The following is a 13,265-nucleotide window of genomic DNA, read 5'->3' on the forward strand; positions in this document are numbered from 1 at the left end:
CCGGGGGTTCCGGCCGGGACCAGGTCCGGCCGGAACCCTCGGCGCGTGCCGGAGGCAGGTCGTAGCCTGGCCGCATGACCTGGAAGTTCTGGGAGCGGGACCGCGCTCGCGACGCCCGTGTCGGCCTGGTGCTCAGCGGTGGTGGGGCGCGGGTCAGTTTCCAGCTCGGCGCGCTGACCTACCTCTACGATCGGGTGGGCATCACCCCGCACGTCATCACCGGCACCTCCGCCGGGAGCATCCTGGCCGGCGCCCTCGCCCAGTCGAGCGAGGCCGCCGGGCAGCGCCGCGTGCTCGCGGAGCTCGAGCGGCTGTGGCGCGAGCTGCGGCAGAGCTCGGACATGTTCGAGGAGCTGGAGTGGTTCGCCACGCTGCGCGAGCACGGCCCCGGGTGGGTCGAGGCGTTCACCCGGCAGCGGCAGCGCCAGGACACGTTGGGCCGGAAGTTCGCCCGCGTGGCCAACCGCAGCACGCACCGGCTCGGTATCTGGGCCGGGGGCCTGGATCGGTCCACGCCCGGGTCGGGCGTCGCCGAGGCTGCCGGTGTCGTCGTCGGAGGCGGCACGGTCGAGGGTGGATCGGCCGAGGAAGCCGCTCCCGCGGTGAGACCCGGGTGGTGGCCGTTCGGTCACCCCGGGACCGAGGAGCCGGGCGCCGGCTGGAACCCGCTGAGCGCCCTGGAGCTGGTCGCGGTGCTCCGTGAGGCCGGGCGGGCCCGCCCCGAGCTGGAAACCATCGTGCGCGGCGCGTCGAGCGAGCGGTCCATGTACCGGCCGGGCCCGATCATCGACCGCCTGCTCGACCCCGCGGTATTCGTGCCCGAACGGGTCTCCGCCTCCGGCGTCACGCTGCGCATCGCCGTCGTCGGGTTGGAGTCCGGCGAGCTGCGCTACGTGACCGAGACCGGTGGCCTGGTGGACCGGGACAACGTTCCCGTACCCGGGGCGGCGCCCGTGCCGCTCGTGCGGGCGATCCTCGCCTCGTGCTCCATCCCGACCGTCTTCGCGCCCGTGCGCCTGGGCGAGGAGTTCTACGTCGACGGCGGGGTGCGGGAGACCCTGCCGACCGAGATCGCGATCGAGCATCTCGGGGTGGACACCTGCTACGCCGTCGTCGCCTCCCCGCCCGGCGTGCCCCGCGAGGACGGCTTCGCCGACAAGGACCTGCTCTCCATCGTCGTGCGCACCACCGCCGGGATCATGTCCGACGAGGGGCTGCGTGACGAGGTCGCCTACGCGCGGGCGGCGGGCGCCGTCGTCATCCAGCCTGAGATCGACGTGCACGACGTGCTCACCGTCGACCCTGGCCTGATCTCGATCTCCATGGACTACGGGTACCTGCGCGCCGCCGAGGCTCACGAGGGCGCGAGCACGGACGAGGAACTGCTCACCCGGGAGATCATCCTGCTGCGCAAGCGGATCTGGGCCGCGGAGGTGGCGCTCCTCGCACCGGCCGGCGTCGCACCGGGCGGCCTCGCATCGGGCGGCCTCGCACCGGGCGGCACCCGCGCCGCTGCCACCGCCCGCGACACCGAGCCGGCCGGCCCCCAGGACCCGGGGCGGCTCGCCGAGATCGTCCACCTCAAGCGCCGGCTGCGAGTGCTCGTCGACAGGGCGCCGGCCGGTCGGCTCCCGCCCGGGGCGGGCGAGTGGTGGCGCACCTGGGAGGGTCACCCCTGGGCGGTCGCGGTCCGCCCGGACTGGGCCTGATCAGCCCCGGGCGAGGAGCTCGACCAGGGAGGTGGCCGGGTGGCCGGTGAGCATGGGGACGTCGCGCGTGACGCCGGCCATCTCGCCCGCGGCGATCGCGGTGTACGTGCTGACCCACCCGTCGACCTCCCAGGCCGGGGCGCCGTACCGGGCCCGGGAGGCGTACGCCTCCTCGACCGTCTCGTCGACGTACCGGATCTGCCGCCCCCGGTGCTCACCGAGGATGGCGGCGACCTCGGCGAGCGTCAGCTCCGCCGGTCCTGTGAGGTCGTAGGTCCTGCCCTCGTGGGGCCCCGGGTCCAGGAGGATCGCCGCGGCGGCGTCGGCGATGTCGTCCTGGGCCACGGGTGCGAGGGCGCCGTCGCGGGCAGGGCCGCGGATGACGTCGTCGTCCCCGACGAGCGCCGCCATGAAGTCCAGGTAGAGGTTGTCGCGCAGCGCCACCGTGGGGATGCCGCTGGCAGCCAGGTACTGCTCGGTCGCCCAGTGCAGCCGTGCGTGGGTGAACGTGGCATCGGGCGCTGCGCCGAAGAACGAGACGTAGACGATCCGTCCGACGCCGGCGGCCCGCGCCTCGTCGACGACGCCGCGGTGCTCGTCGAGGCGGTTCGCCGACTCGCTCGCGGAGACGAAGAACAGCGTGCCGACGTCCTCGAGCGCGGCCCGGAGCGCGGCGCCATCGGCGTAGGAGGCGACGGCGACCTCGGACCCCGGAAGATCGGGGGCGCGGGAGGCGTCCCGCACGATCAGGCGCTGCCGCACCCCCGCGGCGGCGAGGCGCCCGGCCACCCGGCCGCCGAGCCGACCCGTCGACCCCGTGACCGCGATGGTCCCTGTGCCCATGGAAGCCAGCATAGATACGTTGCCCGCCACCACCGGGCCGTGGTCGGATCCATCCCTGGTCCCCGCCCGCATCGACCGAGCCCCCAGGTCGTCCCGGGTGCGAACCATCACCCGTCCGGCCGCGCCGTGCCCGTGCGGTCCCGCGCCGGGCCCCGCCGTCCGAGGACCCACCGGGGAGGCTCGGACGTCCGGGCTGACGCTCGCACCGACCGCCGCGGCAGCCGAGTGCCCGCAGACGTCAGAGCTCGGACGCGGAACCGAGCTCCGTACCCAGCTCGTTGTGACCGAACTCCTGCAGGAAGTGCGGCCCGCGGCCGGCGAGCTCGGCCTCGAACTCCCCCTGCCAGCCGCGATAGGGGGAGCCGGCGAGGAAGTCGTTGGAGAACCGGGGGTCGTCGGTGACCTCGGTGACGCAGAAGGCGGGGATCGCGAGGTCGGTGACCGGCCCACCCCGCTCGCACTCGGCCATCACGAGCGGGGCGTTGGCGTCGAGGAACTGGTCGATGACCCACCCGTCGGCGCCGAGCCAGATCGAGTGGCGGTACTTCAGCACCTTCGTCCCACCGCGCCGGACCATCTCCAGGCCGACGGTGGTGTCGAGCTCACGCTCGGCCTCGTAACGCGTCCCGCCCACGTAGGGACCCTTGGCGGTGAGGGCGCAGAAGGTGAATGCGCCGGCCACCGCGTCCAGCACCTCCTCGGCGCCGCCGACCGGGAGGTCCGCCGGCGCCGGCCCCTGGAGGCGGACCCGCAGCGCGTATCCGTCCGCGGCGAGGTAGTAGCTCTGGACGATGACGTCCGGTGCCGGCTCGTCGAGCAGCGCGGAAGGGAGCTCGCGGACGAAGAACTTCCGTTCGAACTCGAAGTCGCCGTACCCGGTGTCGCTCATACCCGGAACCTACCTGCGCGCCGCCGCCGGAAACACCTTCCGTCGATCTCCGCGCGCCGCGCGCTGCGCCCGACAGCCGTGGCCGGCTCCCCGCGCGGGTCGCGGTGGAGCCCCGCGGGACGCCGTCACGGGACGCGGGGCACCGAAAGCAGACGCCACGCCACCCGCGGCGCGGGTAGGACCGGAGTCCGACGTGTCGCCGCCGCGCTGCCGTAGGGTCCGCAGTGTGAGGGCGAACGCATGAGGAACGGGATCGGTCCGGTCCGGTACGGGCTGTCGCGGGCGTACTGGGCACTGAGCCGGTGGACGTATCGGTCGGAGTCGATGCCGCCCGACGGCGCCGGCATCCTCATCGGCGCCCCGCACACGTCCAACTGGGACTTCGTCTTCATGCTGGCGATCAGTTGGCGCGCCCGGATCCAGGTGCGCTTCCTCGGCAAGCACGAGCTCTTCAAACGGCCGTTCGGTCCGCTCATGCGCACCCTCGGCGGCATCCCGGTGGACCGGCGCGACCCGCGCGGCGTCGTCCAGGAGATCGTCGGACGGGTCCGTGCCGGCGATCGCTTCTACCTCGTGATCACGCCCGAGGGGACGCGGGGCACCGGTACGCACTGGCGCTCCGGGTTCTACCGGATCGCGCGAGCGACCGACCTTCCGGTGACGCTCGGCTACGTCGACCGGTCCACGATGACGACCGGCCTGGGGCCGACGTTCCACCTCGGCGGCGACGTCGCGGCGGACATGGACCGGATCCGTGACTTCTACGACGGCAAGACGGGGGTGCGGCCGGCTCTCGGCACGCCGCCGCGACTGCGCGACGAGAGCTCTCGCGCGAACGCCGGCGCCGGGTCCGCCGCGGACGACGAGGACGACCCGGACGCCTGAGGGCACACGAAAGCCCCGACACGGGTGCCGGGGCTTTCGGAGAGGATCAGCTCACGCTGACCAGCACGGGGCTGATCAGAGCGGGCGGACGTTCTCGGCCTGCGGGCCCTTGGGGCCCTGCGTGACGTCGAACTCGACCTTCTGGTTCTCGTCGAGCGAGCGGTAGCCCGAGGATGAGATCGCGGAGTAGTGGACGAAGACGTCCGCAGTGTTGTCGTCGGGCGCGATGAAGCCGAAGCCCTTCTCAGCGTTGAACCACTTCACGGTTCCGGTTGCCATGGAATCTCCTTGGGTAGAGCAGTCAAACAGGGCCACGGTTCGGGACCTGCTTGTCACGGTGTTCGTCGTCTGCTCCCATGAAGGAAAAGCAACCCGTCCCGGGGGCCGGGGCCATACAAACTCTGAGTGCACTGTAACTGTGACCTGAGCGTACGGCATCGGAGGGGTTCTGGCCATCATTTGAGGTCCCGATTTACGCCAACAGCGGATTCGAACGAGAATCCGACGGCCGTGCCCCAGCCCGGGCGGGGCCGATCGCCCACGTCGGCCGCACCCCCGCCATCAGCGGCCAAGCCGCCGCCGACCGCGGGCTCGACTGCGGGATGATGGGTCCGAGCGCCTGGCGGGAGGAGGAGACGTGGCTGCGCATGAGCACGGCCTGGTCGCCAACCGCCGGCGTCTCGCGGTGGCGTTCGCGATCACGGTCACGGTCCTCGTGGTGGAGATCGTCGGCGCCGCGTGGACCGGGAGCCTGGCGCTGCTGGTGGACGCCGCGCACATGCTCACCGACGCCGCCGGGCTGGGCGTCGCCCTCGTCGCCGCCTCGCTGTCGCTGCGCCCCCCGACGCCGCGCCGCACCTGGGGGTTCCGACGCGCCGAGGTGCTGGCGGCCGGCGTGCAGGCGGGGGTGCTGCTCGCCGTCGGGGTCTATGCGCTCATCGAGGGCGTCCAGCGCCTGAGCCGGCCGCCGGAACTGCCGGCCGCCGGGCTGGTGGCGATCGGCGTCGTCGGGCTGGCGGCGAACCTGGCGTCGTTGTGGTTCCTCGCCGGCGGTCGGTCCAGCAGCATCAACCTGCGGGCCGCGTTCCTGGAGGTGCTCAACGATGCCCTCGGCTCGGTCGTCGTGATCGCGAGCGGGATCGTGGTGGCGACCACCGGCTGGGCGGCCGCCGACGCGGTGGCCGGCATGGTCATCGCGGTGCTCATCCTGCCGCGCACGCTCAAGCTGCTGCACGAGACCGGCGAGGTCCTGCTGGAGACGGCGCCGCGCGGTCTCGACCTCGAGCAGGTCCGGCAGCACCTCCTGGGCGTGCCGCACGTGCGTGCGGTGCACGACCTGCACGCCTCGGAGATCACCGCCGGTCTGCCGGTGCTCAGCGCGCACGTCGTGGTCGACGACGACTGCTTCCGCGACGGGCACGCGGCACGGATCCTCGACCAGCTCCAGGAGTGCGTGGCCGCGCACTTCCCGGTGAGCGTGGAGCACTCGACGTTCCAGCTCGAGGCGGCCCGTCATCGCGACCACGAGGGTCACCTGCACGAGTGAGCGGGTACCACTGGGCAAGATCCGGACCGTCGTGGGCCTTGGTGGCGCGATTTCCGCCGTCGTAACGGATATCCTCGGCCGGTGAGCATCTACGACCGACGACGTCGCAAGGTCGCGACGATCTTCCCGGGCATCGGTTACACGCCCGACCGTCCGCTGCTCCACTACACCCGCACGGTCCTGCGCGACGCCGGCTGGGAGGGTGGCGACGTCTGGTGGCCCGAGCTCCCCGAGAACCCCGACGCGCTGCGCACCATGGTGACCGACATCGCATGGCGCGAGCTCCAGGCCGACTCCCCCGCCTCGCAGCGGCTGGTGATCGGCAAGTCCCTGGGCACCCTAGTGGTGCTCCTGGCCGTCGAGCACAACCTGCCGGGCGTGTGGTTCACCCCGCTCGTGCGCCAGCACGACGTGCTCGCGGCCCTCACCGTCGTCACGGCGCCCACGCTCATCATCGGTGGCTCCGAGGACGAGATGTGGGACGGCGACGCCGCCCGCAGCACCGGCCATCAGGTGATCGAGATCGCGGGCGCCGACCACTCCCTGGAGCTCCCGGGCGACGCGCAGCGATCGATCGCCGCGCTCGGTGAGGTGATCGCGGCGATCACGCAGTTCGTCGGGCAGCTCGACCCGGTCCCCGAACCCGACCGCATCGCCTGACCGACACCGCTCCACCACGACCGCAAGGGGACCGCATGAGGATCGCCGTCGACCCCAAGGACGCGGTCGTCCCGCTCGTCCTCGCCCTCGACGTCGGGTCCACCGCCTCCCGCGGCGGCCTCTACGACGCCGCGGGCCGGCCCGTCAAGGGTCGGCGCCACAAGGTGCCGCACACCTTCACCACCGGCGCCGACGGCACCTCCGAGATCGATCCGGACGCCGTCGTCGCCGAGCTCGACCAGATCATCACCACGCTCGCCACCCCTGCGCTGTCCGGCCGGATCGGTGGCCTCGCGCTCGATACCTTCGCCTCGTCCCTGGTCGGGACCGATGCCGACGGTGCCGCGCTGACGCCGTGCTACACGTATGCCGACTCGCGCTGCGCACCGCAGCTCGCCGACCTCCGGGCGGAGCTGGACGAGGCCGCCGTCCAGCAGCGCACCGGCACGCGCCTGCACACGAGCTACCTCGCGCCGCGCCTGCGGTGGCTGCGGGAGACGGCGCCGGAGACCTTCGCCCGGGTGACCCGGTGGCTCTCCATCGGGGAGTACGCGTACCTCCGGTTGCTCGGCCGCACCGCCGTCGGCACCTCTACCGCGGCCTGGACCGGGCTGCTCGACCGCCGGGCGGGCACCTGGGACCCCGTGATGCTCGCCGCGGCGGGCATCACGGCCGCCCGGCTCTCCGATATCCGCGACCCGGACCAACCCCTGACGGCGGTACCCAAGGCGGTCCGACGGCGGTGGCCCGGCCTGTCGGACGCCGTATGGTTCCCCCCGATCGCCGACGGCTTCGCGAGCAACATCGGCACGGGCGCGGTCGACTCCTCGACCATCGCCGCCTCGACGGCCACCAGCGGGGCGATGCGCGTCGTCATGCGTGGCGAGCCCGCCGAGGTCCCCGCCGGGCTCTGGTGCTACCGGGTGGACGCCGACCGGTCGCTCCTCGGCGGCGCGCTCAACGACGTCGGCCGCATGATCACGTGGCTGGAGAGCATGCTGCGGCTCGACCCGCACCCGGACCTGGCGGGGACCGGGCCCGACGGGGCGAACGCCCCGGGCGCCCCCGGTCCGACGGACCGCTCCGCCCTGCTGCTGGCACCCCCGGACCCGGACACCCCCGCCGTGCTGCCCTACCTCACCGGGGAGCGGGCGACCGGCTGGGCCGGCGACGCGCGGGCGCTCTTCGCGGACGTCTCCGTGGCGACCACCCCGCAAACCCTCTACCGGGGCGCCGTCGAGGGCATCGCGCTCTCGTACGGGCGGGTCGCGGACGAGCTGCGCCGCACGGCCGGGAACGCCACGCGTATCGTCGCCTCGGGCCGCGTGGCCGCGGACGTACCGGCGGCTCTCCAGATCCTCGCCGACGTCATCGGCGCGCCGGTCGAGCACGTCACCATGAAGCGGACCACGCTGCACGGGACCGCCCTCCTGGCGCTGGAGACCCTCGCCCCGGACGTCGAACGGGCGCCGGCGGAGACCGGTGCGACATTCGTCCCGGTGCCGGACCGGGCCGACCACTACCGCGCACGGCGGGCACGGTTCGAGCAGCTCTACGACGCGGTGATCGCCCCGCGGGCGTGACCAGGGCCCGCGAGCCGATGATCCCAGGGGAATGTCGGGGTCGGCTGGCATGATGGCGCCCATGGCAGCCGCGCACACCGACCCGCCCGCCCACGCGGGCCCGCGGTCCGCGTCGAGCCTCTCGCTGATCCTCTCCCTGGCCGGCGTGGTGGTCATCGCCGTCGGCCTGCGTGCGATCTCCGGCATCTTCGCGCCGGCGTTCTTCGCCCTCACGCTCATCCTCGCCGCCCGGCCGGTGCAGCGCTGGCTCGTCCGGCACCGCTGGCCACCCGTCCTCGCCGCCACCCTCGTGCTGCTGTCGCTGTACGTGATCCTGCTGGTCCTGATCACGGCGCTGGGCCTCGCGCTGCGCCAGCTCTACGACACGGTCCCGTCGTACTTCGACGAGTTCGGCTCGATCTACGCCGACCTGATGGCCCGCCTCTCGGGGCTCGGCGTCGCGCAGGAGGACGTGGACTCGCTGCTCGGCAGCCTGCAGTTCGGCAACGTCGTGACCGTGCTCGGCGACGTGCTGGACAGCCTCAGTGCGGCCGGTGCGCAGCTCGTCGTCGTCGTCCTGGTCATGTTCTTCCTGGCCTTCGACTCCCTGAACGCGGGCCGACGGTGGCACACGCTGGCCGCGGCCAAGCCGGAGATGGCCGAGGCGCTGACCCACTTCGCCGTCGGGGTACGCAAGTACTGGCTGGTCTCCACGCTGTTCGGGCTCATCGTCGCCGTGATCGACGTGGCCGCGCTGCTCGCCCTCGGCGTCCCGCTCGCCCTCACCTGGGGGCTGCTCGCGTTCGTCACGAACTACATCCCCAACGTCGGCTTCGTACTCGGGCTGGTGCCGCCGGCTCTGCTGGCCCTGCTCGACTCCGGCCCGGTGACGATGGTGTGGGTCATCGTCATCTACAGCGTCGTGAACTTCACCATCCAGAGCCTCATCCAGCCGAAGTTCACCGGCGACGCCGTGGGCCTGAGCCCCACCGTCACCTTCCTCTCGCTGGTGTTCTGGGCGATCGTGGTCGGCCCGCTCGGCGCCCTGCTGGCAGTGCCGCTCACCCTGTTCGCCAAGGCGATCCTCATCGACCCCGACCCGTCCGCCCGGTGGACCAACGCCTTCCTTGTCACCGGTCGGGAGGTGCGGGCGACGGCCCCCGCACGCCGGCCTGCCGGCGAGGAGAACCCACGCGCCGAGGACGAGCCGGTTGCGGCCGAGCTGCCGCCGATCCTCCGGGCGGGCCCCCCGGTAGACGGCCCTGCCGAGCCGGAACCGTCCACGATCCCACCCCGGCCGCGGTGATCCCACCTCCGCCGGGCCGGTGAGAGGATGGAGCGAAGCCCGACAGTTCCCAGCACACGGAGGTGGCCCGGTGCCCCTGCCCTACGACGCCGACCCCAAGTTCGCTGCGTACGCCCACCCCGAGCGTCTGGTGAGCACCTCGTGGCTGGCGCAGCGCCTCGGTACACCGGGCCTCGCCGTCGTCGAGAGCGACGAGGACGTGCTGCTGTACGAGACCGGACACATCCTGACGGCGGTGAAGGTCGACTGGCACCTCGACCTCAACGACGCCGTCGCCCGCGACTACGTCGACGGCCCGGCCTTCGCCGCGCTCATGTCGGCCAAGGGGATCGCCCGGGACACCACCGTCGTCATCTACGGCGACAAGAACAACTGGTGGGCCGCCTACGCCATGTGGGTGCTCACGCTGTTCGGTCACGAGGACGTACGCCTGCTCGACGGCGGACGTGCCAAGTGGCAGGCCGAGGGCCGCGAGATGACGACAGAGGTCTCCGCGCCGGTCGTCACCGAGTACCCGGTGGTCGAGCGGGACGACACCGTCATCCGGGCGTTCAGGGACGCCGTCCTGGATTTTCTGGGCGGTCAGCTCATCGACGTCCGTTCGCTCCCCGAGTTCACCGGCGAACGCACCCACATGCTCGACTACCCGCAGGAAGGCACCCTCCGCGGCGGTCACATCCCCGGTGCCCGCTCCGTCCCGTGGGCACGGGCCGCGAACGACGACGGCACGTTCAAGGAGCGGGACGACCTCGAGACGATCTACCTCCAGGAGCAGGCCCTCGACCCGACGCAGCCGGTCATCGCCTACTGCCGCATCGGCGAACGCTCCGCCCACAGCTGGTTCGTGCTCCAGCACCTCCTCGGCTTCCCCGACGTGCGCAACTATGACGGCTCGTGGACCGAGTGGGGCAATGCCGTGCGCGTGCCGATCGCCCGCGGTGCGGAGCCCGGCGAGGTGCCGGCCCGATGAGCGCGCCGACCACGCCCAGCGACGGCCCCGGAGCACGGGCGGCCGGCCCGGCGCGCGCGGCGGCGATGCCGACGGCGCTCGCCGTCGTCGTCGAGGACTTCAACGCGCTCGGCACCCAGGACCGCCTCCAGCTCCTGCTCGAGATCGGCCAGAGCCTGCCGGCACTGCCGGAGCGCTACGCGGACCACCCGGAGCTGCTCGAGCCGGTGCCCGAGTGCCAGTCCCCGATCTTCCTCATCACCGAGGTCGACGGCCGGGGCGACGACGCCGTCGTCCACCTGTTCTTCTCCGCCCCACCGGAGGCGCCGACGACGCGCGGCTTCGCCGGGATCCTGCACGAAGGCCTCGACGGGCTCACCGCCCGCGAGCTCCTGGCCGTGCCCGCCGACCTCTCCGAGCGGCTGGGCCTGGCCGAGGCGGTGAGCCACCTGCGCCTGCGTGGGCTGGCTGCGATGCTCGGGCGGATCAAGCGGCAGGTGCGCGAAAGGACCGCCTGAGCCGGACGGCCCACGCGACGCCACCGGACCAGATCGCCGGTGCCGCGGCGTCGGTGCCGGCCCCTCAGTGCCGCGGTGTCGTCCCCTCAGTGCCGCGGTGCCGTCCCGTCAGTGCCGCGGTGTCGGTGCCGCGGCGGCTGCTCGGACCCTGTCGCAGTCGGGACCTCCGCCGATACCGGGCGAGCGGTGTGACGCAGCCGACCGCGCCGACCTCTGGCATTGCGAACGCGGGGGGACTACGTTCCAGCAGTGCCCACGAGCGGCCGGGCGACCGGCAGGAGCCTGATCCGGCTCCCGCATCTTCGCCACCCGGCGCAGGTCATCTCCCTCAGCTTCACCGTCATGCTCGCCGTCGGCACGGCGCTGCTCATGCTCCCGGCCGCGGTGGCGGGCGCCCCGCCGTCCGACGTGCTCCCCGCGCAGACCAGCCCCACGGGCGGCGCGCCGTTCGTGACCGCACTGTTCACCGCGAGCTCGGCCCTCTTCGTCACCGGCCTCGTCGTCGTCGACACGGCGACCTACTGGAGCCCGTTCGGACACGTCGTCATCCTGGCGCTCATCCAGATCGGCGGGCTGGGCGTGATGACGTTCGCCTCGCTCATCGGGCTGGTCCTCGCCCGCCGCCTCGGCCTGCGCAGCCGGCTCGTCACGAGCGCCTCCCTCGGCACGGTCGGCCTCGGCGACGTCCGAGGTGTTCTTCGCGGCGTCGCGAAGGTGGCGTTCCTGGTCGAGGGGCTCGTCACCCTGGTCCTCGCCGCCCGGTTCGTACTCGGCTACGGCTATGCCCCCGGGCGGGCGTTGTGGCACGGCTTCTTCCACGCCGTCTCGGCGTTCAACAACGCCGGATTCGCGCTGTACTCGGACAGCCTCATGGGTTTCGTGACGGACCCGTGGGTGATCCTTCCCCTGGCCCTCGCCGTGATCGTCGGCGGGCTCGGATTCCCGGTCCTCCTCGAGCTGCGCCGCCACTATCGGCTGCCACGACGGCTGAGCATGAGGATGAGCATGAGCATGAGCACCAAGATCGTGCTCGTCGGCACCGGTGTGCTCCTCGTGGTCAGCACCGTGACGATCACCGCACTCGAATGGGGCAACCCCGCGACGCTCGGCCCGCTGGACGTGCCCGGCAAGATGCTCGCGGGCTTCTTCGCCGCCGTCGTCGCCCGGACCGCCGGTTTCAACAGCCTCGACGTCACGGCGATGAACACACAGACCTGGTTCGCGCACGACGTCTTCATGTTCATCGGAGCCGGCCCCGCCGGCACTGCCGGCGGCATCAAGCTCACGACGTTCACCGTGCTGCTCTTCATCATCGTCACCGAGGTCCGGGGGGAGACCGCCGTCAACCTCTTCGGCAGGCGCGTGCCGCGGTCCGTGCACCGCGAGGCCACGACCGTTGCGCTCCTCGCGGTGGCGACCGTCATGGCGGCCACGTGGACCCTCCTCATCACGACCACATTCACCCTCGACCAGCTCCTCTTCGAGGTCATCTCGGCCTTCGCGACCGTGGGGCTGTCCACCGGCATCACCCACGAACTACCCGTCGCCGGGCAGCTCATCCTCGTGGTCCTCATGTTCGCCGGCCGGATCGGCCCCATCACCGTCGCGTCCGCCCTCGCGCTGCGCACCCGCACCCTGCTGTACGACCTACCGAAGGAGAGACCCCTCATTGGCTGACAACAGCAGACCCCGCATCTTCCGGCGGGTGGTCGCACTGGCGGCGACCGACTCCGTCGTCGTGATCGGGCTCGGTCGATTCGGCCAGGCGCTCGCCGTCGAGCTCGCCCACGACGGGACCGAGGTGCTCGGCATCGACAACGACGAGGAGATCGTCCAGGAGCTCAGCGGCACCCTCACCCAGGTGGTCCGCGCCGACGCCACCAAGGAGGAGGCGCTCCGCCAGCTGTCCGTGGCCGAGTTCACCCACGCCGTCGTCGCAATCGGCACGAGCGTGGAGGCCTCGATCCTCGCCAGCTCGGCGCTGCTGCGCCTGGGCATCCCCAACGTGTGGGCGAAGGCGGTCACCCGGCAGCACGGCCAGATCCTCGCCCAGCTCGGCGTCCCGCACGTCGTCTTCCCGGAGGCGGACATGGGCCGACGAGTGGCGCACCTGCTCCGTGGCTCCATCGCGGACTACCAGGACATCGGCGGGGGCTTCGCCATGGTCACCGCCAACCCGCCCGCGTCGATGGTCGGGCTGGCGTTGGACAAGGTGGGTTTCCGCAAGAAGTACAACCTCAACGTCGTCGCCGTGCGTCAGGCGGACGGGACCTGGGACCACGCCACCGGGGAGACCGTCCTGAGGCGGGACGACACCGTCGTCGTCATGGGTCCCGCGGCGGTGGCGGAGCGCTTCATCGACATGGCCTGACGCGACGCCGCGGCCGTCGTTACCGGG

General features: G+C 72.3%; 13 protein-coding genes. 10 read left to right on the plus strand and 3 right to left on the minus strand.

The window, feature by feature from the left end:
* The first annotated feature begins 74 nt into the window (after positions 1–74).
* A complete protein-coding gene (locus ACYC1Z_RS08020) occupies positions 75–1,709 on the plus strand; it encodes a patatin-like phospholipase family protein (RefSeq protein ID WP_461409004.1) in 1,635 nt (544 codons plus the stop codon).
* Here ACYC1Z_RS08020 and ACYC1Z_RS08025 read toward each other — a convergent pair whose 3' ends face one another.
* Both ACYC1Z_RS08025 and ACYC1Z_RS08030 read right to left on the minus strand, forming a co-directional pair.
* Positions 1,710–2,552, minus strand: coding sequence for an SDR family oxidoreductase (locus tag ACYC1Z_RS08025; RefSeq protein WP_461409005.1), 843 nt, complete (start codon positions 2,550–2,552; stop codon positions 1,710–1,712).
* 238 nt (positions 2,553–2,790) lie between these two features.
* The gene (locus ACYC1Z_RS08030) at positions 2,791–3,441 is read right to left on the minus strand and encodes a CYTH domain-containing protein (protein WP_461409006.1); all 651 of its coding nucleotides are present in this window, start codon (positions 3,439–3,441) and stop codon (positions 2,791–2,793) included.
* Positions 3,442–3,681: 240 nt separating this feature from the next.
* Between ACYC1Z_RS08030 and ACYC1Z_RS08035 the strand changes: the two genes are divergently transcribed.
* Positions 3,682–4,326, plus strand: coding sequence for a 1-acyl-sn-glycerol-3-phosphate acyltransferase (locus ACYC1Z_RS08035; RefSeq protein WP_461409007.1), 645 nt, complete (start codon positions 3,682–3,684; stop codon positions 4,324–4,326).
* Positions 4,327–4,401: 75 nt separating this feature from the next.
* Here the strand turns inward: ACYC1Z_RS08035 and ACYC1Z_RS08040 are convergent, their stop codons facing one another.
* The gene (locus tag ACYC1Z_RS08040) at positions 4,402–4,605 is read right to left on the minus strand and encodes a cold-shock protein (RefSeq protein WP_127130221.1); all 204 of its coding nucleotides are present in this window, start codon (positions 4,603–4,605) and stop codon (positions 4,402–4,404) included.
* A gap of 358 nt (positions 4,606–4,963) precedes the next feature.
* Here ACYC1Z_RS08040 and ACYC1Z_RS08045 point away from each other — a divergent pair, with 358 nt between their 5' ends.
* The 8 genes from ACYC1Z_RS08045 to ACYC1Z_RS08080 all read left to right on the plus strand — a co-directional run bounded on the left by ACYC1Z_RS08045 (position 4,964) and on the right by ACYC1Z_RS08080 (position 13,238).
* A complete protein-coding gene (locus tag ACYC1Z_RS08045; protein WP_461409008.1) occupies positions 4,964–5,872 on the plus strand; it encodes a cation diffusion facilitator family transporter in 909 nt (302 codons plus the stop codon).
* A gap of 81 nt (positions 5,873–5,953) precedes the next feature.
* The gene (locus tag ACYC1Z_RS08050) at positions 5,954–6,532 is read left to right on the plus strand and encodes an alpha/beta fold hydrolase (protein ID WP_461409009.1); all 579 of its coding nucleotides are present in this window, start codon (positions 5,954–5,956) and stop codon (positions 6,530–6,532) included.
* A 35-nt stretch (positions 6,533–6,567) separates the two neighbouring features.
* Entirely contained in the window at positions 6,568–8,115 is a 1,548-nt protein-coding gene (locus tag ACYC1Z_RS08055; RefSeq protein WP_461409010.1) for a gluconokinase, read from the plus strand.
* Positions 8,116–8,176: 61 nt separating this feature from the next.
* Positions 8,177–9,400, plus strand: coding sequence for an AI-2E family transporter (locus ACYC1Z_RS08060; RefSeq protein ID WP_461409011.1), 1,224 nt, complete (start codon positions 8,177–8,179; stop codon positions 9,398–9,400).
* A 70-nt stretch (positions 9,401–9,470) separates the two neighbouring features.
* The gene (locus tag ACYC1Z_RS08065; protein WP_461409012.1) at positions 9,471–10,370 is read left to right on the plus strand and encodes a sulfurtransferase; all 900 of its coding nucleotides are present in this window, start codon (positions 9,471–9,473) and stop codon (positions 10,368–10,370) included.
* A gap of 65 nt (positions 10,371–10,435) precedes the next feature.
* Entirely contained in the window at positions 10,436–10,867 is a 432-nt protein-coding gene (locus tag ACYC1Z_RS08070; protein WP_461409014.1) for a SufE family protein, read from the plus strand.
* 342 nt (positions 10,868–11,209) lie between these two features.
* Complete coding sequence (locus tag ACYC1Z_RS08075; protein WP_461409015.1) at positions 11,210–12,544, plus strand: TrkH family potassium uptake protein; 1,335 nt, start codon at positions 11,210–11,212, stop codon at positions 12,542–12,544.
* Positions 12,537–13,238: a potassium channel family protein gene (locus ACYC1Z_RS08080; protein WP_461409013.1), complete on the plus strand. Its 702-nt coding sequence runs from the start codon at positions 12,537–12,539 to the stop codon at positions 13,236–13,238. The genes ACYC1Z_RS08075 and ACYC1Z_RS08080 overlap by 8 nt, the downstream gene beginning before the upstream one ends.
* The last annotated feature ends 27 nt before the right edge of the window (positions 13,239–13,265 follow it).

Source organism: Georgenia sp., assembly GCF_054605595.1.